Genomic DNA, 24,892 nt, shown 5'->3' with positions numbered 1-24,892 from the left:
TCAATATAAAAAAGTAGTTTAATTTTTAGCAGTATTATATTGCTGAGTAGCTAACTCTTGTATAATTTTAGTACTTGCATCAATTTGTAAGTCTTGCTTTAACAGCTTTAACCATTCTTGGTATCTGATTCCTTTATTTTTATCTGGATTGTTGTAAAATTTGTCTTTGTCTGCTTCAAGGGTTTGCACGCTCATTTCAGATTTAAGTTTCAACAAGTTATTATTTTGATTAACTGTGTTGGTGATTTGCTTTTGCATTTGTTTAAACTGATCAATTTGCAAATTGATGGGGTTTTCACTGTTTTTAGATAGCCATTTTAAGTTGTCTTGCAATAAATTCAAATTTGCATCCGAAGAAATTCTAGTTTGTTCTTTTTTGATTATTTGGGTTAAGTTATTAGACTCAATTCCTTGCCATGGCTGGTAAGCTGTTTGAGGTATGGCATCCCAAGGCAAGGAATTGGGGTTGTCTTTTTCTCTAATTTTTAAATACTCATAAGTATCAGGCATAATAATATCTGGCACAACCCCTTTTAGCTGGGTACTTCCGCCATTTACTCTATAGAATTTTTGAAAAGTTAAACTAACAGCTCCAAATTCAGTTCTACTACTGTAAAAATCAATAGGTCTTCCAAATGGTATGGGTCTTTGAACTGTTCCTTTTCCATAAGTTGAACTACTTCCTATTACAATACCTCTTTTATAATCTTGAATTGCTGCAGCAAATATTTCACTAGCAGAAGCGCTAAGCTCATTTACCATAACCGTTAAAGGACCATCATATAATACAGACTCATCATTGTCTCTCCAAGTTTGTTGATCTACTCTCCCATCTCTTTCTTTTACTTGAACAACGGGCCCTGTTTTAATGAATAGTCCTACCATCTTTACTACTTCAAGCAAAGATCCACCCCCATTATTTCTTAAATCTATTACAATTCCCTTTACATTTTCTGCCTTCAATTTTTTAACTTCAGCAGCAACATCTTCAGAACACTTAAAACCATTTTTATCTTCAAAATTTGCGTAGAAATCAGGCAGTGCTATGTACCCAATTTTATCTTTTCCTTGCATGATTACTGCACTTCTAGCAAGACCTTCATCCTGCTCAATTTTTTCTCTGATTAATGACACTGTTTTAGTTGTACCATCTTGCTTTTTAAAAGTAATTCTAACTTCTGTTCCCTTATCTCCTCTAATTAATTTAACTGCATCTTCTGTACCATATCCGCTTACATCAACTGGCTCATTTGCACCTTGCGCTACTTTTATAATAATATCACCAGCTACTATTGTACCAGATTTCCAAGCAGGTCCTCCTGTTACAACACTAGCAATCTTTATTCCATTATCATCTTGTTGCAATTGTGCACCAATGCCATAGAATTGATTACTCATTCTTTCGTCAAATGCTCTTTTTTCTATGGGTGGATAGTAATCGGTATGCGGATCCATTGTATTGGTGATTACATTTATAAAAGAATTGAATCGCTGCTCTTCGGTAAATGTAGTTTTGATACGATTAAAAGTTCGATCCATCATTTTTAACACACTGGTTCTGGCAGCTAATTCTAAACTATCATCGGGCAATACCCTAAAACTGTCTTTCCCCTTATTCTTTTCTCGCTCCTCTTGTAAATCTATGAAACGCTCCAAAGAATAATATTTCAACTTTTTTCTCCAACGATCTTTTCTTTCCGATTCTGAGTTGGAATAACTTAATTGATCTCCATCTAATTGAACAGACTCGTTAATGCTGTAGTCGAATGGTTTAGACAATATATCTTTATAATAAAGCATTGTCTCTGAAACACGTTTTTCATAAATAGCACTAACTGCTGGCTGAAATTGAATAGAAGAACCATGAATTTCATCGTCAATGCTTGTTTCAAATTTTTTAACAGCATTTACATCTGCAGAAGTGAAAATACTTTTATCTCCATCCAATTGACTTAAATAAGCTTTAAATATTTTTCTTGAAAAATCATCATTGATTTTTTGGGGGCTATAATGTTGCTGTTCTAAAAGCGCCCCTACTGTATTCAATAGTTTTTGTTGTTGGGCTATTTTTTCATTAGAATCTGCCCCATTGATACTGCGAAATGCAATAAATAATGAACCAAATAATACCAAGGCCGTTAGCACTAATCCTTTTCTACTCTTCATAAATTGCTTGAATTTTTGCATGATCTTTCCAAAAATAATCTAAATATAGTTTTCAATTGCATGTATAAAACCAATTAACAAAGGTTTGGATGAAGTTTTTTTAAAAAATATTTACTACTTTTGCCATCCACAAAAACGGAGGGCGTAGCTCAGTTGGTTAGAGCGTCAGTTTGTGGCACTGAAGGCCGGGGGTTCGAGACCCCTCGTTCTCCCACTTAAAACCTATAAAGCGTATGTTTTATAGGTTTTTTAACTTAAATACATGAAGCTTTTATATCTCATTCCTATTATTTCTGCTTTTATTGGTTGGTTTACCAATTGGGTAGCCATCAAAATGTTGTTTCATCCAAAAAAACCTGTAAAAATCCTTGGAATCACGTTCATTGGTATATTTCCAAAAAGACAAGTACAATTTGCCGAAAAATTAGGGAAGTTGGTAAGTGATGAACTTTTATCTTTTCAAGATATTGAATCAAAAATTATCAATCCAGCCAATATTGATCAATTAATGCCACAAATTGATGCTCATATTGACCATTTTCTGAGGGTAAAACTTGCTGACCAAATGCCTGTCATCAGTATGTTTATTGGAGACAAAACCATTCAGCAAATGAAATTGGTGTTCATGACAGAGTTAAAAGAGTTGTTCCCAGGCATTATGAAGTCTTATATGGGTAATTTACAAAGAGAGCTAGATTTAGAAAAAATAGTAATAGAAAAAGTAAAGGGATTTTCAACAGATAAATTAGAACAAATCTTAAATGATATCATGTCTAAAGAATTCCGATTTATTGAAATCCTTGGAGGCGTTCTAGGGTTTTTAATTGGAATTATTCAAGTGATTTTAACCCTTGTTTCATAGTCACCGACGGATTAAACAGCCTATTCGCCGATTTAGTTAAACTTTATCCACTCAGGCTTGTCATATTACCGCTTATAAAATGCAAGAACCATTCGAGCATAGCGTAAACCAACTTTGCACTTATTAATAAAGATGAATATGCGTAAATTTTTAGGATTAATTGGGTTTTTAACCCTTTTCGTTGCAACTACCTCGGCTCAAATGCCTGCAATGGCAGGTGGTCGTGGAGGTGCTGCTGGAGCAGGACAAAACATGAATATTGGCCATTTTTATGGTAAAATAGTAGATAGTAAAACAAACAAAGGAATTGAAGGAGTAACTGTTCAATTGAGAGGAAACAAATTCGATACAGTCACAAAAAAAATGAAAGAAGCCATTCTTGGTACCATTATTACGAAAACAAACGGAGATTTTAGTTTTGAAAACCTTTCTTTATTTGGAAATTTCAAATTAAATGCTACAGCATTGGCCTATAAAACGGTAGACCAAACCATCAGTTTTGGTATTAAAATGCCTTCAGGTGGAGCAAATGGTGGTAATATGCAGCAAATGCTTGGAATGGCAGATAAAGATTTGGGTAATATTAAAATGGAAGAAGATGCCACCAATTTGGGTAATGTTACAGTAACTGCATCTACTAAACCCCAGTTTGAATTAGGTATAGACAGAAAGATATTTAATGTTGACAAGAACCTAATGGGGTCAGGGCAAACAGCAACAGAATTAATGAGAAATATTCCTGCGTTAAATGTAGATATTGACGGTAATGTTACTTTAAGAAACGCAGCTCCTACTTTGTTTATTGATGGTAGGCCAACCACTATTACTTTAGATCAAATTCCTTCGGACATTATTGATAGAGTAGAATTAATCACCAATCCTTCTGCAAAATTTGATGCTTCTGGCGGAAATGCCGGTATATTAAATATTGTGCTTAAGAAGAACAAGAAAGTTGGTTACAATGGTGGATTAAGAATGGGTATAGACTCTCGAGGAAGAATTAATGGAGGAGGCGATATCAATATTCGTCAGAATAAATTAAACTTCACAGGAAGTGGGGTATTAAATCAGCGAAAATCAATTTCAGAGGGTATTACAGACAGAAATAATATTTTAGCAATCCCTAGTAATATTTACAACCTACAAAATTCTACCAACCAAGGTTATTTTGGATTTTTTAGAGGTGGATTAGATTATTTTGTAGACAATAGAAATACATTATCTGTTACAGCAAACTTTAACAGAGGACAATTTGACAACGATCAAACACAAAGAGTAGATTCAACTATTAAGGGAATCAAAAGCTCCTATTCTAATATTGGAACCCAGTCTACCAGTAATTTTAGAAATGTGGGTACACAGTTGAGTTATAAGCACAATTTCATGAAGAATGGTCACAATATTTCTTCTGATTACAACTATAATAAAAGCAGTAACGACAACCTATCTAATATTAACAACTATACTTATAATTTAGATGGCACACAAAAAGGTATTCCTATTTTACAAAGAGGTATTGGCGAAGGAAGTACCACCAACCATACTTTCCAAATTGATTATGAAAATCCGCTAACGGACGATAAAAAATTTGAAGCAGGTGGTAGAGTTGCAATTAGAGATTTCAATAATAAACTAGACCAGTTTAGATTCAATAGCTTAACTGGACAGTACGAGCTGGTTCCATTAATCAGTAGTAGATATAAATACACCGATGCAGTTTATGCAGCTTACAGTACTTATAGCTTTAGAGTTAACAAATGGAGTTATCAATTAGGACTTAGAGCAGAAAGCTCTAATTACACTGGAACTTTATTGAATTCAAAAGGAGCTGATTCTGCTTCCTTCTCGGTAAAATTCCCCTTGAGTTTGTTCCCTAGTGCTTTCATTACTTATAAAATTGATGAGAAGCAAGACTTTCAAATTAACTATTCTAGAAGAGTGAATAGGCCTAATTTCTTTCAGTTAATGCCTTTCCCAGATTATTCAGATCCTCAAAACATCAACATGGGTAATGCAGGACTTAAACCTGAATTCACCAATTCTTTTGAAATGAGTTGGAACAATGCCTATAAAAAAGGAGCTAATTTTCTTGCAACCGCATTCTTTAAGCATTCAACTAATTTAATTACCAGATATGTTTACAGAGATGCAAACGCATTAGTTCCAGGGGATAGTGCATTCTTTAGCACATTTATCAATGCCAATAGTGCAAGATCATTTGGTTTAGAATTAACCAATAAAATGTCTGTAACTAGTTGGTGGGAAATGACGGTGAACTTAAATATTTTTAACTCAAGAATTAATGCAACCGTTCCTGGTCAGCCAGACTTAGTTCAAGAACAATGGAGTTGGTTCACTAAAATGAACAATACATTTAAGGTAGCTAAAGGATTATCTATCCAATTAAGTGGAGATTATCAAGCTAAAACAGTACTACCGCAAAGTAGTGGTGGCGGTGGACGCGGCGGTATGATGTGGGGAGGTGGACCTCAATCAGGCGCTCAAGGTTACAACTTACCTAGATATGGTTTTGACTTAGCTATTCGCAAAGAATTTACATGGAAGAATGGTCGTTCAGGAAACTTAACATTGAGCATGAACGATATTTTCAGAACGCAGTTATTCCAAAGTTATTCTGAAAGCTCTTTCTTTAACCAAACTAACCAAAGAAGAAGAGATCCACAAGTTTTAAGGTTAAACTTCAGTTACCGTTTCGGAAAATTTGACGCAAGTTTATTCAAGAGAAAGAATACAAAAGCAGATCAAAGCGGTGGAATGGATATGATGCAACAATAGAAAAGTTTTAGTTTAAGAGTTGGGCCTCGATTATTTAATCGGGGCCCTTTTTTTTAAACATTTTTACCTTGGAGCATTGGAACGAAAGAGAATTCTTCAAATAATTCTTCCTGAAGTGTGCCATCTATATTTTTAGTAATCCGCATCATTCTTTGCGCTTCACCTTCGTCTACTGGAATAACCATAAACCCACCAGGCTTTAATTGTTCAAGCAATAATGGTGGAACAAAAGGAGCTGCAGCAGTAATTAAAATTTTATCAAAGGGTGCGTATGTAGGCAACCCTTTAAATCCATCCCCATAAAAAAACTTGATATTCGGATACTGTTTTTTAAAATGATAATATTCCTTTTGTTCATCAAACAGTTTCTTTTGCCTTTCAATTGTATAAACCCATTGTGCTCCCAAAGCAGCAAGAATGGTGGTTTGATAAATACTACCCGTTCCAATTTCTAATACCTTATCCCCTTTTTTTATTTGTAACAACTGTGTTTGATATGCTACAGTATAAGGATGAGAAATTGTTTGATCTGCAGAAATTGGGAAAGCACGATTTTCGTAAGCAATTTTTTCAAATGCTGATTCTAGAAAAAAATGCCTTGGAATGGTATTTATTGCATCCAAAACTGCTTCGTCCGTAATTCCTTTCTCACGCAATGTATCTACTAATATCTTGCGCATCCCTTTATGGGTAAAGCCATCATTGTAATCTCTATCCTTTCGCATATTGCGAATATAGGAATCTATTTTAGGTTCATACTACTGATAATTCCATTTATTCTATTCTCTAACTCCATTTGCTTTGTATCAAATTCAGCCTTACTGCTCAAGCTTGTATTTACACTAAAATAAAATTTGATTTTTGGTTCTGTACCTGATGGCCTTGCAGAAATCTTACTACCATCTGCAGTAATAAACTGCAATACATTACTTTTTGGAAGTTGAATGGTCCATGTTTCACCAGTTTGTAAATTGGTGCCAGTTTGTAATTGATAGTCTAATAATGTAACAACAGCAGACCCATTAATTTCAGCTGGCGGATTGTTTCTATACCCTTCCATCATAGCTGCAATTTCTTTTTGGCCATTCATTCCTTTTTTTGTGATGCTGATTAAGTTTTCGTAATAGAATCCATACTGTATGTATAATTCAATCATTTTATCAAATAAGGTTTTACCCTTATTCTTCTCGTAAGCAGCCATTTCACACATTAATGCAACAGCACTTACCGCATCTTTATCTCTAATTTGATCTCCAATCATTAATCCAAAACTTTCTTCGCCACCTATTACGTAATTTTCTTTGCCTTCCAATTCCTTGATTTTCTCTGCTATCCATTTAAATCCGGTTAATACATTGTAACAGGCTACATTGTTTTGCTTCGCAACTTCATTAATCATTTCAGTAGTTACAATTGTTGAAATAACCATATCGTTGGGCTGAGCAATTCCTTTCGCTTTTCTAGCTTCCATCATGTAGGCAAAAGCTAAAACTGCTGTTTGATTCCCATTCATTAATACCCACTCACCTTTGTGATTTTTAACACCAATTCCAACACGGTCGGCATCAGGATCTGTGCCTAATAAAATATCCGCATCTAATTGTTGGGCTTTCTTTAAGCCAATACTCATGGTTTCACTTTCTTCTGGATTGGGATATTTAACAGTAGGGAAATTTCCGTCTGGGGTAGATTGCTCTTCAACAATATGAACATTATTAAATCCAAATTTTTCCAAAACCTGAGGAACCAATGTGATACCTGTTCCATGTATGGGGGTATATACTATTTTTAAATCTTTCTGTGCAGCAATTACATCTGGATAAACACTTAAACCCTTTACCATTTCTAGATAGGCTTGATCTAAATCGGCTCCAAGGATGGTGATATTGGATTCGCCACCACTCCATTTTACATCATCTACACTTTGAATGGCTTCAACTTCGGTGATTACATTCTTATCGTGTGGTGGAACCAATTGCCCACCGTCATTCCAATAAGCTTTATACCCATTGTATTCTTTGGGATTGTGAGATGCAGTACATACTACTCCAGCTTTGCAACCTAAATATCTGATTGCAAAACTCAATTCTGGCGTTGGTCTTAAAGCTTCAAAAAGAAAAACTTGAATACCATTTGCAGCAAATACATTGGCGGTTGTTTCTGCGAAAAATCGGCTATTATTTCTGCTATCATGGGCAATTGCCAACTTAATTTCAACACCAGGATAGGTTTTCTTTAAATAATTGGCAAATCCTTGAGTAGCCATACCAATGGTGTATTTGTTAACCCTATTGGTTCCTACACCCATTAATCCCCTTAAACCACCAGTTCCAAACTCTAAATTTCTATAAAAAGCATCGGCTAATTCTTCGGGATTATTTTCTTGTTGTTTTTTTATTGTATTCTTGGTTTCTTGGTCGTAATTACCATTTAGCCAGATATTTACTCTTTCCTGTATAACAGCGTCCATATTATTTATTTGCTTTTATAATGTTTACAAAATCAATTCAATATAAGAAAAATAGGCGATTTATTTATACTACATATGCCCCAACAATTTTTCCATCTATTGTTTCCACTTGAATATGCTCTTCTAGTGTTGTAGAAATGGATAACCCTACAAAGTCGGGCTTTACTGGATACATTTTGTGCATTCTTTCTACCATTACCAAAGTTTGAATGGTCCTTGGATGCCAATTGAGAAGTGGCTTCAAGGCATATAATAAAGTTTTACCGCTATTGGTAACGTCATCAATCAAAATAATATTAACCCCGTTCAATGGCACCATATCGCTTAACTCTACATTCTCTGGATGATGTTTGTTTAATTTTACAGATACAATATCAATTTTTTTATCTAGAAAAGGTCTTAATAAGCCCCCTATTGCTTCTGCAATCACAACGCCGCTATTTTGAACCCCAATCAATAAAATAGGACCCTCTTGACCACTCAAGCTTTCGGCAATTTCCAAGCTCATACGCTTCAGTTTTTGTTGCGCTTCGCTTTCACTTAGAATATATTTTTTTTCTGACATAAAATTAATTATACCCCAAATTAACAACAATAAATTGCATTACACAATTGCATTCAGCTGCTATTAAAACTATTATCTTAGCGTATAACTTTGTTTATGCAGTATTTACAACAAGCCCTTTTTGTGCTAATGGCCATTTCTGCCATTTATTTATTTGCCAAAAAAGTAGGTGAAATTAGACGGAACATCTTTTTAGGCAAATCCCTTGACCTCTCAGACAACACTGCAATCCGGTGGAAAAACGTTCTATTATTGGCCATGGGTCAGAAAAAAATGTTTAAAAACATCCCCGTAGCATTGATGCATTTTATCATATATGCTGGATTCATCATTATCAATATAGAGGTCCTTGAAATTGTATTGGATGGAATTTTAGGTACCCATCGATTGTTCTTACCGCTATTAAGCAAGGTTTATAATTGGCTAATCAATATTTTTGAAATATTGGCCTTGGGTGTTTTAGTTGTTTGCGTCATATTTTTAGCGAGAAGAAATTGGTTAAAATTAAAAAGATTTATTAGTAAAGATTTGAATGGTTGGCCAAAAACAGATGCCAATTTTATTTTAATAACAGAGATTATTTTAATGAGCTTGTTTTTAGTTATGAATGCAACAGATCAGTTGCTTCAACAAAACGGAGCAGCTCATTATTCTAGTACTGGTTCATTTATTGTTTCCTCTTCATTAATGCCTTTATTTGAAGGTTTAAGTACTTCAACATTAATTGGTATTGAAAGAACAGCGTGGTGGATTCATATTGGCGGCATTTTTGCATTTTTGAATTACCTACCTTATTCCAAACATTTACATATTGCCCTAGCATTCCCCAATGCATATTATGCAAAATTGGACTCAATTGGTAAAATGAAGAATATGCCTGAAGTGCAAAATGAAGTATTATATGCAATGCAACCCGAATTAGCACCTGCAAATGCCGCACCACCTGCAAGCTTTGGCGCCAAAGATGTTTTTGATTTAAGTTGGAAGAACTTATTAGATGCATATAGTTGCACAGAATGTGGAAGATGTACAGATGAATGCCCTGCTAATATAACCGGCAAATTATTGAGCCCAAGAAAAATAATGATGGCTACTAGGGATCGTTTAGAAGAAGTAGGAAAAAATATCAACCAAAACCAATCATTTATTCAAGACAACAAATCCTTATTACACGATTATATTTCTGTTGAAGAATTAAGAGCTTGTACTACTTGCAACGCCTGCGTAGAAGCTTGTCCGGTTAGTATATCTCCCTTAGACATTATTGTAGAATTAAGGAGATCATTAATAATGGAAGAAAGTAATGCTCCACAAGAATGGAATAGTACATTTAGTAATATCGAAAACAATTTTGCTCCGTGGAAATTTTCTCCAGACGATAGAGATAATTGGGTATCGGAAATGGCTTAATAATTACCTTAAACTTAACTACTAAAAATATTGAGATGAAAATTAATACAATGGCTGAAATGATAGCAAATGGCGAAACCCCTGAAATCCTTTTTTGGGTTGGATGTGCAGGAAGCTTTGATTTACGTGCACAAAAAATCACCAAAGCATTTGCTACAATTCTAACCAAAGTGGGAGTGAAATTTGCAATACTAGGAAAGGAAGAAGCATGCACTGGAGACCCTGCAAGAAGAGCCGGCAATGAATTCTTATTTCAAATGATGGCTTACCAGAATATTCAGGTATTAAATGGCTATAATATCAAAAAAATTGTTACCACTTGCCCCCATTGTTTTAATACACTTAAAAATGAGTATCCTGAATTGGGGGGTACTTATGAAGTGATTCATCATACTACCTTATTACAAGAATTAATTAATGAAGGAAAAATCATTATGAAGGAAGGGGGTAGTTTTAAAGGTAAAAAAATATCTTATCACGATAGTTGTTATTTAGGTAGGGCAAATGATATTTATGAAGCACCAAGAAAGGTACTAGAAGCTTTAGATGCTGAATTAATAGAAATGAAACGCTGTAGAACAAATGGGCTTTGCTGTGGAGCAGGTGGAGCTCAAATGTTTAAGGAAGATGAACCAGGAACTTCTAGAATTAATATGGATAGAGCAGATGAAGCACTTGAAACTGGTGCAAAATTTATTGCTGCAGCCTGCCCCTTTTGTAATACCATGATGTCTGATGGGGTTAAAAATAGAGAAAAAGAAAACGAAGTGGCTGTTTTGGATATTGCTGAAATGATAGCAGAAAGCATGGTTTAATTTGTAAATTTGCGGTATGAACTTAACAGACTATCAATTACATTGCCCTGCCAATTTTAGTAACCAGTCTAAAGTATGGATATACCAGAGTAATCGTTTATTTAGCATTAGCGAAGCATTTGAAATTGAAGCAATATTAAGTGAGTTCGTATCCAATTGGCAAAGTCATGGAGCCCCTGTTAAGGGTTTCGCCAATTTATTCTTTGGCCAATTTATAGTATTAATGGCCGATGAAACAAACACTACGGTAGGCGGTTGCAGTACAGATAGTTCAGTTCATGTAATTAAAAAAATAGAGCAGTTATTTAAAGTAGATTTATTTAACAGACAAAACCTTGCTTTTTATATAAAAGAGAAAGTTCAATTATTGCCCCTTGCTCAAATAAACTACGCCTGGGAAAATAATTTTATAAATGGAGAAACGATATACTTTAATAATACAGTAACTACGAAAGAGCGTTTTTTAAATGACTGGTTAATCCCCTTAAAGTCAAGTTGGTTGAAATCAAAAATTAAGGCACTGTCTTTTGCTTAAGCTTTCGATTTTTTAACCTGATTCAATAGTTTATTTTTCTCTTTTTCGCTTAAACTACTTTTTTGAACCATTCGGTTTAATTGATAACTAATGGAAATTCTATAGTTTCTACTTCTTGTGGTACTAAAACTTTCTAATTGAAACCTTGGCCCATTCGTAATTGTGCTTAATTCTTGTGGCGTAAAAGGATCAATGGCATTGAAAGAAACGATTAGCCTCCTGTTAAATAATTTATGTTGAACGCCAATATTGGTATTGATATTGGTTCTACTGATACCTTGTGGATTGGCATAACGATTGTATCGAGCAGTGCCCTCAAAAGTCCAAACGCTATTAGGCGTATAAGTATAGTTTAGGTTGGAATAAAATGAACCTCCATCTTGGTATAAATAAAGCTTTTTTTCACTCTCCCCGTATTGGTTATAGGTAAAGCCAACACTTCCATTCATTCTAAACTGTTTACTGAATGTATAGCCCCCAAATGCACTTGCTTCATACTCATTTCGGTCGGCAATATTCAACCAAGTAACATTAGTTTTACCAGCTTCACCAAGGGTTCTAATTGTATTAAATACCTGTGAAACTTTATTATAACCAATAGATGTATTGAAATAATATTTCCCCTTAGTGTAATTGAAATTCAAGTCGAAATTATGAGATAAAGTAGGTTGCAAATCTGGGTTACCATAACGCAAATTATATGGGTCAGAATAGTCTATATTCGGATTCAATTCCCCAATTCCAGGCCTACGTATAGTAGCTCTATAAATTAAAGAAGTATTAAATACTTTATTAAAATCTCTTCTTAATGTAAGATTAGGTAAAACATTCCAGTAATTACTTTGTGTATTAGACACATTTCCTTTTACAAAATCAAATCCAATATTGGTTTGTTCGGCTTGGGCTCCAAAAGTTAGTCTGAAGTCTTTTTTAAACCACAAGCTGAATCCAGCCCTAAAAGTGAGAATCTGCTGTTTAAAATAAAAGTCATTGCTTAATAAATCATTGGTAATCATGACACCATCCGATTTCCTTAGGAAATTGGTGTTTAGAGTATTATGAAACCAAGAAGAATAGTAAGTGGCGCCAGTTGTAAATTGACTATTTTTAAATTTTAATGGTTTAATATATTCAACTCTTGTTGAAAAACTTTTATTTAAATTATTAAAGAATTGTGATTGTGTAGAATCTACACCAGTAGGCACCATACCGGCGCTTAAAAACTGTTGATAAAAATCACGATCATTGTCGTTTTTACTTGTATTCGCAGAAATAAAAAATCTAAGCTGTTCTGCTAAATTCTTGGGCGCTTTATATATATAAGAACCTTGAACACTATGGGTATACCCTTCCCCTTCACTTCTATTCTCCCGATTACTTATTTTATATGCTTCATTAAATCGATTATAATTAGTAAAACTATTATTACTAATATTGTTAAAGAAGTTCATATTGCCTTGGTATACCAGACCAATTAAATGTGATTTAGAAAATTCGTAATCAAGCTGACTCCTTAAGTTTGGTCTAGTATTTTTATTGGTATAATTAGCTGTACTATATAAACGATTAATGGAGTCTGTATAAATATTCGTACGATTATTATAGCTATTCCCCATCAATTGACTAGCCCCCAAACCAACGGTTTGGTTATATGTGAACTTTTTGTTTCGATAACTTATATTACCAGAAAAATTGCCTTCCCCCCTGGTTCCAGCACTAATATTCAATCTTCCCACCCATCCAATTTTTCCTTTCTTTGTAATGATGTTAATTACTCCACCTGTTTCTGTTGCAAACTGAGGTGGCGGATTGGTCATGATTTCAATTTTTTCAATACTACTACCAGGCAAGCTTTCTAATAAATCTTGAAGCTGTTGTGCGTTTAATTCAGTTGGCTTATCATCAATTAAGATTTTGGGTTCCCTACCTTTAAGCAACAGTCTGCCATTGGGGTCGTTGTTTACTAAAGGAATATTTTTTAATAATTCAGCAGTACTAGAACCACTACTAAGCGCACTCTCCCCTATATTATAAGTGAGTTTATCATCTTTATTTTCAAACAAAGGTTTCTCGGCGTAAACAATTACTTCAGAAAGTGATAAATCGGAGGCAGGCTTTAATTTAATATCGCCTAAATTGAAGTCGTATCTTTCTTCTCTTAAAAAAACACTGTCCAACTGAGTTAGCACAAAACCCATTGAACTTATTTTTAGTGAATAATACCCTAAAGGAAGCTTATTAAATTCAAAACTTCCATTCTTGTCAGATAAAGTAGTCCGCTTTAAGGAGTCAATTGATAATCTATTTAAATCTATTCTTGCAAAAGGAACAGCATCCCCTTTAGTAGCATCTAAAATACTACCCATAATGATTCCTAAGTTCAGCTTATCCTTATTCTGGTTGGTTTGAGCAATCACCCCAATACTGGCAAAAAAAAAGAATAAGATTGGGGCAGCCCTATATATAAACATCTTGCAATTTAACTATTACCCTTTTGTTTAAGGCAAAAGATGGATGATTGGCTATTGAAGCAATTCTTTCAGCTTAACTTGTAATTCGTTCCCTCGTAAATCTTTCGCAATGATCTTCCCAGAAGGGTCTAATAAGTAATTGGCGGGTATACTTTGTATTTTATACAATTGAGCTACCTTATTATTCCAGCTTTGCAAATCGCTTACTTGAGTCCAGGTTAATTTGTCTTTACGAATTGCATTCATCCAACTTGCTTTGTTGTCGTCTAAAGAAACACCCAGCACGGTAAAATTCTTATTCGCATATTTATTGAAAGCGTTAACCAAATTAGGGTTCTCTGCTCTACATGGCCCACACCAACTAGCCCAGAAATCAATTAAGACATATTTACCTCTAAATGATTTTAATGATACTAACTTACCCAAAGTATCTTTTTGACTAAAATCTAACGCTTCAGTTCCAATTTTATTAATATTGGCTTCTGCAATTGTTTGCTCAATCATTCTTGCAAATGAACCTTTTTTTGCAGCAGGATCTAAGGCATTATAACGATTTTCTAAATCTTCTGTACCATTTAATAAAGGGCTAATAGCAAACAAAACAAATGAGCTTACGGGTGAAGCAGTTTTTTCTTTCGCAAATTTGGTTGCCTCTTGCAATACTTTACCCTTCGCTTGTTCGTATAACAGAATTAACGAATCCCTTTTAAACCTGTTTTTTTCTGGATTAATTTGTTGCACCAGGTAATTAAGTCTTTCTCTTATGGGATTAAAAGATGCTTTAAACTGCTGGTAGTCTGTTTCTACAGAAGATCCAATAATACTAGCAGCTGCAATATTATTAAAGTCGGCAGTAATAGTTACTTGATCATTAAAAAGAAAGATATCTAATGCTTCTTTGTAGCCTACAAAACCCAGCTGAAAAATATCAGGTTCTGAAATGATTCCTTTTAAAATAAACTTACCGTCTCTCACTGTATCAGTGGCAATTGTTTTCCCATCGGTTCCATTCATCAAGAAAACCAGCATATTGGGTTTAGTATTACTGATATTACCGGATATTTGAAATCCTGTTTGCGCAGAAACTGAAAAAAAAGTCAATAAAAGGAGTAAGAAAAAATTGGTTTTCATGGTTTATTTGGCGTGACGTAATTGTAAAATGTTTAATACTTCTGCTAAATTATGACCTTTAGCGTTAAGCAAAAGCAAATAATGGAAAAGCAGGTCCGCTGATTCATTTAAAAACAATTCTTTGTTATTGTCTTTGGCTTCAATAACCATTTCAACGGCTTCTTCGCCCACTTTCTGCGCAATTTTATTAAGGCCTTTTTCGAACATGCTGGCTACATAAGAATCTTTGGGATCCCCCTGTTTTCTCAACTCAATTATTTGCTCTAGGTATTCTAAAAAATTACCTGAATGATTGGTTTCACTAAAACAGGTATCTGAACCAGTATGACAAGTAGGCCCAATAGGATGAACTTTTATTAATAAAGTATCATTGTCACAGTCTAATTGAATTGACTTTAAATTCAGAAAATGTCCACTTTCTTCACCCTTGGTCCATAAACGATTTTTTGTTCTGCTAAAAAAAGTGACTTTTTGGGTTTCTAAAGTTTTATCGAGTGCTTCTTTGTTCATGAAACCAAGCATGAGTACTTTATTGGTTTGATGATCTTGTATTACTGCAGGCACTAATCCATCCTGGTATTTATTATAATCAATATTCATAATACTAATTTTATATCCTTATTGGAATTCCTTTGTTCAATAAAAATTGTTTCAACGATGGTACAGCAATTTCTTTAAAATGGAAAATACTAGCTGCTAAAGCGGCATCCGCCTTAGCAGTATTAAATACATCGGCAAAATCTTGCATGGTTCCAGCTCCTCCAGAAGCAATAACTGGCACACTTAATTGTGTGGACAATTGATGGGTTATATCTAAAGCAAAACCCTTCTTCGTGCCGTCATTGTTCATAGAGGTTAATAGAATTTCACCTGCTCCTCTACCAACTGCTTCCTTAGCCCAATCAATACATAGCATGTTTGTTTTTACTCTACCCCCATTTAAATAGACATACCAATTACCATCCGATTCTTTTTTGGTATCAATGGCCAAAACAACACACTGTGTTCCAAATTCCAAGGCCAACTGGTCTATCAAAATAGGATTTTTAAATGCGGAGGTATTAATAGAAATTTTATCTGCTCCATTTTTTAAAAGCAATTGAACATCTTCAATAGAAGAAATACCACCACCAACTGTGAAAGGTATATTAATATGATGTGCAATTTTATTTACCAATTCACTTAAGGTTTTTCTACGTTCATTGGTAGCAGTAATATCTAAAAAGACCAATTCATCAGCACCTTCATTTGCATAAATAGTTGCCAGCTCTACAGGATCACCTGCATCTCTTATTTGCTCAAAATTAACTCCCTTTACGGTTCTACCCTCTTTAATGTCTAAGCAGGGTATAATTCTTTTTGTTAACACAACTCACTAATTTTAATTCTTCCTTCATAAATAGCTTTCCCCACAATCACTCCACTACAACCAATTAATCTCAATTCATCTATATCGTGCATAGAACTCACACCACCACTTGCAATAAAATATAATTCAGGAAATTGTTGAATAATTTTTTTATATAATTCAATGGAAGGTCCCTCTAATTTACCATCCTTACTAATATCTGTGCAGAATAGCTGGGTAACTCCCTTAGAAATATATTTGTGAATAAACTCAATAATTGTTTCATTGGTAGTTTCAAGCCATCCCCCAATGGCAATATTTTCGCCCTTAACATCTGCACCTAATAAAAACCGACTTTCTCCATATTGTTTTAACCATGTTTCAAATAGAGCTGGCTCTTTTACAGCCAAACTGCCAATTGTGGCCAATTCAGCGCCAGACTCGAATACTATTTTTAAATCGGACTCTTTTTTAATTCCTCCACCAAAATCAATCACCAATTGGGTATTTTTGGCTATAGATTCCAATACTTTCCAATTGGTCACTTTACCCGCTTTTGCTCCATCTAAATCTACCAAATGAAGGCGCTTAATTCCAGCGTCTTCAAACGACTTTGCTACTTCCAATGGGTTTTCATTGTACACGGTTTTTTGTGTATAATCACCTTCAGTAAGTCTTACACATTTGCCATCAATAATATCTATTGCGGGAATAATTTCCATATTATAATTCAATAAAGTTTTTAAGAATTTGCTCTCCCACTAATGCACTTTTTTCAGGATGAAATTGCACTCCATAAAAATTATCCTTATGCAATGCCGAACTATAAGCTATTCCATAATCTGTTGAAGCAATAGTATGCTTGCCCTTTGTGGCAAAATACCCATGAACAAAATAACAGTATGCATTATTTTCAATGCCTTTAAACAAGTTGGATTGCAAATCATAAATATTATTCCATCCAATTTGTGGTATTTTCAACTGTTCCTCAACTGGCTTAAACTTAGCTACCTGCTCATCAAATATTCCCAAACATTGAGTATTATTTTCTTCACTAAACTTACACATCAATTGCATACCCAAACATATACCTAATACAGGTTGTTTTAGCTGAATAATCAATTGATCCAGCTTTCTTTTTTTCAAGTATTGCATTGCTGTACTTGCTTCGCCAACACCAGGAAAAATCACTTTATCTGCTTGCAGAATTTGTTCTTCATCATCGGTAACAATTGCCTCAACCCCTATTCGATCAAGTGCAAAAAGCACCGATTGAATATTGCCTGCATTGTATTGTATTATAACTGTTTTCACTGATTTAAAATTATGGTCTTATAGATTTAACGAAAGACGGTACGAGTTCATTTAAAGAATCATTATTAGAAAGTGCTTTAATAAAGGCACTACCAATAATTGCCCCTTGTGAATTGGCAGCAACTGCATCAAAACTTGCTTTATCTTTTATTCCAAACCCAACCATTACAGGATTTTTTAGTTGATAAGACTGTAGCTTTTGAAGGTAATTTAATACAAGATTAAAACTGGTTTCTCCGCCTGTAGTAGCAGAAGAACTTACTGCATATAAAAAACCAGTGCTCAAACTGTCTAACTTTCTAACTCTCTCTTCGGAAGTTTCAGGTGTAACTAGAAAAATAAAATCGAGACCATATGCTTTAATGATTTGCCCATATTCTTTCTCAAATTCATATTCAGGCAAATCAGGTAAAATTAAGCCATCTACTCCTGCATTTGCTGCATCAGCACAAAATCGATTAAATCCATATTGAAGAACGGGGTTCATATACCCCATTAACACTATTCCTGTTTTAGACAAAGATGGTTGAGATCTACAAGCCTTTAATTGACTAAACAATAACTCTATAGTCATACCATTGGCAATAGCTATACTACTGCTTTCTTGAATAACAGGCCCATCTGCCAAAGGGTCACTATAGGGCATCCCTATTTCAATAATATCCACTCCTGCATTGGCCAACAAATCCATCACAGTTAACGTACTATCTAATGTTGGGTAACCAGCAGTAAAATAGATATTTAGTACTGGCTGCTTAGTAGTGGAAAAAATGGATTGAATTCTACTCATAAAATCAAATTAAGGATGCGTTTGAATACTTTTCATGTAAGTGGCTAAATCTTTGTCGCCACGGCCACTTAAGCAAACCACCACGGTATCTGAAGGAGTTAAATTTAATTGACCCAAAACAGCAAAAGCATGAGCCGTTTCTAGTGCTGGAATAATCCCCTCTGTTTTGCTCAAATGAAAGGCGGCGTCTAAAGCTTCATCATCTGTAGCACTTATAAAATGACCTCTTCCGCTTGAATACAAATTAGCATGCATTGGTCCAATACCTGGATAATCTAATCCTGCAGAAATACTATGTGGCTCTACTACTTGTCCATCAGCAGTTTGCATTAATAAACTTTTGCTTCCATGCAAAATCCCTTGCTTTCCTAATTGTGTAGTAGCAGCACTCATTCCAGAATGAACGCCCATTCCCGCAGCTTCAACAGCAACAATCTTTACAGATGGCTCATTTAAGAAATGATAAAATGCTCCTGCAGCATTGCTTCCTCCACCTACACAAGCAATAATATGCGTAGGCAATTCGCTATTGGTCTTTTCCTTTAATTGTATTCTTATTTCTTTACTAATAACACTTTGAAACTTAGCAACCATATCAGGATAAGGATGAGGCCCTACTACGCTTCCAATAATATAATGCGTATCGTTTGGATGATTAATCCAATCTCTTATTGCTTCATTGGTAGCATCTTTAAGGGTTTTACTTCCACTTGTTGCTGGTACTACTTTTGCGCCTAACATTTGCATTCTAGCAACATTTGGGGCTTGTCTTTCAATGTCTTTTTCACCCATATAAACAATGCACTCCATCCCCTTTAGAGCACAAACAGTAGCAGTTGCAACCCCATGTTGTCCAGCCCCAGTTTCGGCAATTATTCTGGTTTTCCCCAATCGTTGTGCCAATAAAATTTGACCAATTGTATTATTGATTTTGTGTGCACCAGTATGGCATAAATCTTCGCGTTTCAAATAAATATTGGTATTAAACTCTGCACTTAATCTTTCTGCTTTAAACAAAGGGGTAGGTCTTCCTACATAATCTTTTAATAACAAATCAAATTCTTGAAGAAAAGCAGGTTCAGCCATTATTTTCAAATACTGTTCCTTAAGCTCTGCAACATTTTGCTGTAACATTTCTGGAATATAGGCACCTCCAAAGTCACCATAGTATCCATGCAAATCAGGCACTTGATAGTTGACTGCCTCTTTAATCATTTTGAAAAATTTAATTGTAATAAAATAAGACCCTTACTCTGATCAATTCTAAATACACTGCCACTATAATTGTAATAAATCTTATACTGCCCAATTTGATCAATTGTTTTATTTGAATTATAGGTAATTGTATAACCGCCAATTGATCCTATTTGTTGATTATAATTGTATCTAAATACTAAATTACCTACCCGATCAATTCTTCCAGTATAATCGTACATTATTGTTACATCTCCTATTTTACTTAACCAACCCTCATAATTGAACCCTAAGCCCAATTCCCCAATTTGTTGTGGGAGTAAATTTTTATTAAAGACAATTTCGCCTGAGGCATCAGCATCAATGGTTTGTATTTTGCCTTGATCGCTTAATAAAATAACAAACTTGCCCGCTGCAATTTTATAAGTAGCTTTTCCATTGGTTGTAAGTAATACATTCACCAATTGTTGCGAATGCGAATTTATTGTTGCACAAATAAAAAAACAAAGGAGAAAATACTGTTTTTTCATATATTGTTTAATTCTTTTATAAAGGGTTTAACTTTTGCCATATCCTTAATACCGGGTGTTATTTCAAATTGGCTATTTACATCAATCGCAAATAAGTCTTTTGCAACAGGTGTATTTGAGAATGCTTTTAATGCATCTATATCAGAGGGCCCAATTCCGCCACTAAGAAAAAAAGGTTTGTTGATATTTAGAGACTGTAATATTTCCCAATTGAATCGCTTTCCAGTTCCACCATATTCAGCCCCAGCCGTATCAAATAAAAACATATCTACTATATCTTGGTAATCTTTGATTTTCCATAGCACATCATCATCATCCCTTAATCTGAATGCCTTAATTACAGAAATATAATCAGCAATCTTTTCGCAATACCTTGGAGTTTCGTCGCCATGTAATTGTGCCAAGTACAAACCACAATCGTCTACCAAAGCCAATAATTGGTCAGGGTCTTCATTTACAAAAACACCAACTTTATTAATATTGGATCCCCTTGCTTTTTTTAAGTCAGTTTTAGAAACAGTATTCAAGACATATCTAGGCGATTTAGGATAGAAAATAAAACCAGCAAAGTCTACCCCTACTTCATCCAACTGCATCATTTGATTCACACTGTTTAACCCACATACTTTAGCCCGCATTTTGTTTTAATTTTAATTCATTTACAAAATTGGCAAAAGCAATTGACGGATTCGATTCTTTCATGAAACGCTCTCCTATTAAAAAGCCGGCAAAACCTGCTTTTTGTAAAGTTACAATGGTATTAGGATTATCTATCCCACTTTCTGCAATTGCAGGTATAGAAGATGGTATTTGCTGAATAAGATCTAAAGAAATATTGATACTCACTTCAAAATTTTTCAAGTTCCTATTATTTACCCCTACTAAGTCAACAGCTTCATTAATATGAGCCAATTCTTCTTGGTTATGAATCTCGAGCAATACTTCTAAACCTAAGTCATGCGCCAATTTGGTCATAGTTTTTACTTGTTGAGGGCTTAGGCAAGCAGCAATTAACAAAATAACTGAAGCACCACTAGCTTTGGCTTCAATAATCTGATATTCGCTAATCATAAAATCCTTTCTTAGCAGCGGAATTTTATTAAAAGTAGCTTCTTCCAAGTCGGATAATCTACCTCCAAAAAATGGTTCATCTGTTAAAACAGAAATTCCAGCTGCACCAAATTGGGTATAAGCCTTCGTTACCTCTTTAATAGTGGCGGTATTATTAATGATTCCTTTGCTTGGAGACTTTCTTTTATATTCTGCTATGATTCCTGTTTTATTACTATCAAGCAACGATGATTTTAAAGACAAACAAGGCAACTTAAAAAAAATAGATTGCTCTAATTGAGCAATTGATTTTATTGACTGTTTGGCGGCTACTTCTATCTTTTTTTGTGCTACTATGGTATCTAAAATGGTCATAATGAATAATTGAAAATACTAGCCTTGTAAGGCAATCAATTTATTGAATGAATTTAATGCAGCCCCTGATTCTAAGCTTTCTACTGCGGCTTGATAGGCAGACTGGTAATTATTGAATTTACCTGTGCAGTTTAAGGCCATTGCCGCATTGGCTAATACCACTGCATTTTGTGACCAACTTCCTTCCCCTTTAATAATTTTAATAAAAATTGCTGCAGACTCTTCAACAGTATTCCCTCCATATATTGCTTCTGGCATCACTATTTTTTTCCCTAATTCAATAGCAGAAAAAATGGATTCTCCTTCTTTGGTAATTACTTTAGTGTCGCTAGTTAAAGATATTTCATCATATCCGTCTAAACTATGTATGATAGTAAATGACTTACCCGTTTGCTGTAGCAGATAATTATATATTCTAGCCATTTCCAAATTATACACTCCTACCAATTGATAATCGGGGTTTGCAGGATTCACCATTGGGCCAAGCATATTAAAAAATGTTCTTACGCCTAATTGTTTTCGAATGGGTCCTACTACTTTTAGAGCAGGATGAAAAAGAGGAGCATGCATAAAACAAATATTGGCCTGGTCAATTTCATTTTTTAGCGCACTTCCATCTTGTTTAAAACGGTATCCTAATTGCTCCATCACATTTGATGCTCCACTTATGGTTGAAGCTCCATAATTTCCATGCTTTGCAACTTTTTGCCCAGCTCCTGCAACAATAAAGCATGATAATGTAGAAATATTAAATGAGTTCTTTCCATCACCACCCGTTCCTACAATATCTACCAAATCAGTTGTACCTAATTCAGTTTTAATGCACAGTTCTAACAAAGCATCTCTAAATCCATTGAGCTCTTCAATGGTAACACTTCTCATTAAATAAACCGTTATAAACGAGGCAATTTCCGCATCATTGTATTGGCCCTTTGCCATATTTACCATCACTTCATAGGCTTTAACCCTAGTAAGTGTTTTATATTCAAATAAGTATTGTAATATTTTTTTCATCTTATCTTTTTAACCAATTTTTGATAATTGTTTCTCCATCAGGAGTTAAAATGCTTTCAGGGTGAAACTGAACCCCCTCTACATCGTAAGTAGTATGAGCCAATCCCATAATGAACCCATTGTCATCCTTAGCGGTGATATTTAAACAATCAGGGAAATTGCTATCACTTACCACCCAACTATGATAACGCCCTACTTCTATTTGGCTAGGCAATCCATCATACAATGTAGAGGGTTTACCATTGGTTGTTTTCTCAATTTGTATAGGTGTTGCTACACCATGGAAAACATTAGCTAGATTGGTCAGCTTAGCGCCAAATACTTCGCCAATAGCTTGATGCCCTAAACACACGCCCAATATACTTTTGCTTGCAGCATAGGCTTTAATTAATGGTTGTAAGAGTCCTGCTTCAGATGGAATACCCGGTCCTGGAGAAAGCAATATTTTATCGTATTGATTTATTTGAGACAACTCAATTTCATCATTCCTACACACTACTGGATGGGTACCACTTATCTGTGAAATTAAATGAACCAGATTATAGGTAAACGAATCGTAATTATCAAAAACCAAAATTTTCATACAGTTGTTTTAATTAATGAACCTGTGCAGCAAATGCAGCAGCTTGTTTTAATGCATTCAGTTTATTGTTCACTTCCTGTAACTCATTCTCAGGAATGCTTGCTGCCACAACACCGGCACCTGCTTGACAAATTAACTGGTTGTTTTTGCTTAGAAATGTTCTAATCATAATGGCATGATTAAAGCTTCCATCAAAACCAACAAATCCAATTGCGCCACCATAAAAGCTCCTAGGTGTTGGCTCATAAGATGATATAATTTCCAAAGCCTTTAATTTGGGAGCACCACTAAGTGTTCCAGCAGGAAAAGTTCCTGCAAAAATTTCAAATGGATTATGTTCTGGTCTTAGTATTCCCTCCACCTCACTTACTAAATGAATTACATGACTATAGTATTGAACCTGTCTATAATGTGCTACTTTCACTTCATCACATACCCTGCTCAAATCATTTCTTGCTAAATCAACCAGCATTACATGTTCTGCGTTTTCTTTTTTGTCTTTTAATAGTTCTTCGGCAGCCAACTGATCAGTTGCATCATCTCCAGTTCTTTTAAAAGTTCCGGCTATGGGATGCACAATTGCTTTGCCGTTTTTTATAACCAATTGCGCTTCTGGCGAAGACCCCATGATTTTATAATCGCCATAATCAAAGAAAAACAAATAAGGAGACGGATTGATACTTCGCAAAGCCCTATAAACATTGAACTCATCTCCAGTGAAAGAATGTTCAAACTGTCTACTCAATACTATTTGAAAAACATCTCCTCGTAAACATCTTTTAATGCCTTTTTGAACCAATTCAATATAAGCTTCATTGGTCATATTAGACCTTTCAGTACCTTCTAAACTGAAGGGATAAACAGGCACATCTTTACTACGGATTAGCGTTTCAATTACTTGCAAATCTCCGGCTAATCCTGCAATTTTATTTTCACATATAATCAGTTCATCTTTAAAATGATTAAATGCAATTACATATTGGTATAAACGATATCGTATAAGTGGAATTAGTGGCATTGTTTGTTCTGAAGGAATTGCAGTATCAAAAAAAGATACGGCATCAAAACAAGTGTAGCCAAACAATCCTTGTGCAAATTGGAATTGACTATCCAATGATTTCTCTACTTCAAACTTGTTCATGAAATCCCACAAATACTGGGGCACATTTAATTTGTTACCTAACGCCAACTTTACAGCATCATCCCCTGGTAATTTATATTCTAGTGTTGAATTATTTTTTACTTCAATACCGCCAATTGCGTTGATGCATATAAACGAATAACTGTTTTCATTTGCATGATGATCGGTACTTTCTAGTAAGATGGTGTCTCTAAAACGATCTCTTAGTCTTAAATAAATGCCTACAGGCGTATAAATATCACCCAGTATTTTTTTGCCTGTGGTAACTAAATGCATTTTATTCATTTTTTGTCAATTATAATCCATAAAAAAAGCCCCAGATTAATCCGGGG

General features: G+C 34.6%; 23 protein-coding genes and 1 tRNA gene. 6 read left to right on the top strand and 18 right to left on the bottom strand.

What is annotated here, in order from left to right:
• Positions 1 to 18 precede the first annotated feature (18 nt).
• Positions 19 to 2,166 carry a carboxy terminal-processing peptidase gene (locus Q8S25_RS07650; protein ID WP_305536425.1) on the bottom strand — a complete coding sequence of 716 codons (2,148 nt, stop codon included), beginning with the start codon at positions 2,164 to 2,166 and terminating at the stop codon, positions 19 to 21.
• Between the two features lie 138 nt (positions 2,167 to 2,304).
• Here Q8S25_RS07650 and Q8S25_RS07645 point away from each other — a divergent pair.
• The 3 genes from Q8S25_RS07645 to Q8S25_RS07635 all read left to right on the top strand — a co-directional run bounded on the left by Q8S25_RS07645 (position 2,305) and on the right by Q8S25_RS07635 (position 5,824).
• Positions 2,305 to 2,378, top strand: a tRNA-His gene (locus Q8S25_RS07645).
• Between the two features lie 50 nt (positions 2,379 to 2,428).
• On the top strand, positions 2,429 to 3,028 hold the full coding sequence (locus Q8S25_RS07640) for a DUF445 domain-containing protein (protein ID WP_305536423.1): 600 nt from the start codon (positions 2,429 to 2,431) through the stop codon (positions 3,026 to 3,028).
• A gap of 138 nt (positions 3,029 to 3,166) precedes the next feature.
• Positions 3,167 to 5,824, top strand: coding sequence for an outer membrane beta-barrel family protein (locus Q8S25_RS07635; protein WP_305536421.1), 2,658 nt, complete (start codon positions 3,167 to 3,169; stop codon positions 5,822 to 5,824).
• Positions 5,825 to 5,877: 53 nt separating this feature from the next.
• Here the strand turns inward: Q8S25_RS07635 and Q8S25_RS07630 are convergent, their stop codons facing one another.
• The 3 genes from Q8S25_RS07630 to Q8S25_RS07620 all read right to left on the bottom strand — a co-directional run bounded on the left by Q8S25_RS07630 (position 5,878) and on the right by Q8S25_RS07620 (position 8,859).
• Positions 5,878 to 6,549 (bottom strand): protein-L-isoaspartate(D-aspartate) O-methyltransferase, encoded by a 672-nt coding sequence (locus Q8S25_RS07630; RefSeq protein ID WP_305536419.1) that lies wholly within the window; start codon positions 6,547 to 6,549, stop codon positions 5,878 to 5,880.
• A 17-nt stretch (positions 6,550 to 6,566) separates the two neighbouring features.
• On the bottom strand, positions 6,567 to 8,294 hold the full coding sequence (locus tag Q8S25_RS07625) for a phospho-sugar mutase (protein ID WP_305536418.1): 1,728 nt from the start codon (positions 8,292 to 8,294) through the stop codon (positions 6,567 to 6,569).
• A 64-nt stretch (positions 8,295 to 8,358) separates the two neighbouring features.
• Positions 8,359 to 8,859, bottom strand: coding sequence for a phosphoribosyltransferase family protein (locus Q8S25_RS07620; RefSeq protein WP_305536417.1), 501 nt, complete (start codon positions 8,857 to 8,859; stop codon positions 8,359 to 8,361).
• A gap of 96 nt (positions 8,860 to 8,955) precedes the next feature.
• Here Q8S25_RS07620 and Q8S25_RS07615 point away from each other — a divergent pair, with 96 nt between their 5' ends.
• The 3 genes from Q8S25_RS07615 to Q8S25_RS07605 are packed head-to-tail and all read left to right on the top strand — an operon-like array spanning position 8,956 to position 11,619.
• On the top strand, positions 8,956 to 10,269 hold the full coding sequence (locus tag Q8S25_RS07615) for a (Fe-S)-binding protein (protein ID WP_305536416.1): 1,314 nt from the start codon (positions 8,956 to 8,958) through the stop codon (positions 10,267 to 10,269).
• A gap of 35 nt (positions 10,270 to 10,304) precedes the next feature.
• Positions 10,305 to 11,084, top strand: coding sequence for a (Fe-S)-binding protein (locus Q8S25_RS07610; protein ID WP_305536415.1), 780 nt, complete (start codon positions 10,305 to 10,307; stop codon positions 11,082 to 11,084).
• A 16-nt stretch (positions 11,085 to 11,100) separates the two neighbouring features.
• Positions 11,101 to 11,619 carry a hypothetical protein gene (locus tag Q8S25_RS07605; RefSeq protein ID WP_305536413.1) on the top strand — a complete coding sequence of 173 codons (519 nt, stop codon included), beginning with the start codon at positions 11,101 to 11,103 and terminating at the stop codon, positions 11,617 to 11,619.
• Here the strand turns inward: Q8S25_RS07605 and Q8S25_RS07600 are convergent.
• From Q8S25_RS07600 to Q8S25_RS07535, 14 genes are read right to left on the bottom strand one after another with little or no spacing between them, the layout of a single operon-like run.
• On the bottom strand, positions 11,616 to 14,090 hold the full coding sequence (locus tag Q8S25_RS07600; protein ID WP_305536411.1) for a TonB-dependent receptor domain-containing protein: 2,475 nt from the start codon (positions 14,088 to 14,090) through the stop codon (positions 11,616 to 11,618). The two genes, Q8S25_RS07605 and Q8S25_RS07600, sit on opposite strands and share 4 nt — an antisense overlap.
• Positions 14,091 to 14,141: 51 nt before the next feature.
• The gene (locus Q8S25_RS07595) at positions 14,142 to 15,221 is read right to left on the bottom strand and encodes a TlpA disulfide reductase family protein (RefSeq protein WP_305536409.1); all 1,080 of its coding nucleotides are present in this window, start codon (positions 15,219 to 15,221) and stop codon (positions 14,142 to 14,144) included.
• A gap of 3 nt (positions 15,222 to 15,224) precedes the next feature.
• Entirely contained in the window at positions 15,225 to 15,821 is a 597-nt protein-coding gene (gene hisIE, locus Q8S25_RS07590) for a bifunctional phosphoribosyl-AMP cyclohydrolase/phosphoribosyl-ATP diphosphatase HisIE (RefSeq protein ID WP_305536407.1), read from the bottom strand.
• A gap of 10 nt (positions 15,822 to 15,831) precedes the next feature.
• On the bottom strand, positions 15,832 to 16,590 hold the full coding sequence (hisF, locus tag Q8S25_RS07585; RefSeq protein ID WP_305536405.1) for an imidazole glycerol phosphate synthase subunit HisF: 759 nt from the start codon (positions 16,588 to 16,590) through the stop codon (positions 15,832 to 15,834).
• Positions 16,584 to 17,291, bottom strand: coding sequence for a 1-(5-phosphoribosyl)-5-[(5-phosphoribosylamino)methylideneamino]imidazole-4-carboxamide isomerase (gene hisA, locus Q8S25_RS07580; protein WP_305536403.1), 708 nt, complete (start codon positions 17,289 to 17,291; stop codon positions 16,584 to 16,586). The genes hisF and hisA overlap by 7 nt, the downstream gene beginning before the upstream one ends.
• A gap of 1 nt (position 17,292) precedes the next feature.
• A complete protein-coding gene (gene hisH / locus Q8S25_RS07575) occupies positions 17,293 to 17,883 on the bottom strand; it encodes an imidazole glycerol phosphate synthase subunit HisH (RefSeq protein ID WP_305536401.1) in 591 nt (196 codons plus the stop codon).
• Positions 17,884 to 17,893: 10 nt separating this feature from the next.
• Entirely contained in the window at positions 17,894 to 18,673 is a 780-nt protein-coding gene (trpA, locus tag Q8S25_RS07570) for a tryptophan synthase subunit alpha (RefSeq protein WP_305536399.1), read from the bottom strand.
• Positions 18,674 to 18,682: 9 nt separating this feature from the next.
• A complete protein-coding gene (gene trpB / locus Q8S25_RS07565; RefSeq protein WP_305536397.1) occupies positions 18,683 to 19,888 on the bottom strand; it encodes a tryptophan synthase subunit beta in 1,206 nt (401 codons plus the stop codon).
• Positions 19,885 to 20,397, bottom strand: a complete 513-nt coding sequence (locus Q8S25_RS07560; RefSeq protein WP_305536395.1) for a hypothetical protein — start codon at positions 20,395 to 20,397, stop codon at positions 19,885 to 19,887. Before Q8S25_RS07560 ends, trpB begins: the two co-directional genes overlap by 4 nt.
• The gene (locus Q8S25_RS07555; protein ID WP_305536393.1) at positions 20,394 to 21,035 is read right to left on the bottom strand and encodes a phosphoribosylanthranilate isomerase; all 642 of its coding nucleotides are present in this window, start codon (positions 21,033 to 21,035) and stop codon (positions 20,394 to 20,396) included. Before Q8S25_RS07555 ends, Q8S25_RS07560 begins: the two co-directional genes overlap by 4 nt.
• Positions 21,025 to 21,822 carry an indole-3-glycerol phosphate synthase TrpC gene (gene trpC / locus Q8S25_RS07550; RefSeq protein ID WP_305536391.1) on the bottom strand — a complete coding sequence of 266 codons (798 nt, stop codon included), beginning with the start codon at positions 21,820 to 21,822 and terminating at the stop codon, positions 21,025 to 21,027. Before trpC ends, Q8S25_RS07555 begins: the two co-directional genes overlap by 11 nt.
• A gap of 18 nt (positions 21,823 to 21,840) precedes the next feature.
• A complete protein-coding gene (gene trpD, locus Q8S25_RS07545; protein WP_305536389.1) occupies positions 21,841 to 22,836 on the bottom strand; it encodes an anthranilate phosphoribosyltransferase in 996 nt (331 codons plus the stop codon).
• A 1-nt stretch (position 22,837) separates the two neighbouring features.
• Complete coding sequence (locus Q8S25_RS07540) at positions 22,838 to 23,419, bottom strand: aminodeoxychorismate/anthranilate synthase component II (RefSeq protein WP_305536387.1); 582 nt, start codon at positions 23,417 to 23,419, stop codon at positions 22,838 to 22,840.
• A 13-nt stretch (positions 23,420 to 23,432) separates the two neighbouring features.
• Positions 23,433 to 24,836 (bottom strand): anthranilate synthase component I family protein, encoded by a 1,404-nt coding sequence (locus Q8S25_RS07535; RefSeq protein ID WP_305536385.1) that lies wholly within the window; start codon positions 24,834 to 24,836, stop codon positions 23,433 to 23,435.
• Between the last annotated feature and the right edge of the window lie 56 nt (positions 24,837 to 24,892).

The sequence above is a fragment of the Sediminibacterium sp. genome, from assembly GCF_030695065.1.
Classification (GTDB): domain Bacteria; phylum Bacteroidota; class Bacteroidia; order Chitinophagales; family Chitinophagaceae; genus Sediminibacterium.
Note: the sequence above shows the minus strand (reverse complement) of the source record. Positions and strands in the feature narration are given on the sequence as shown.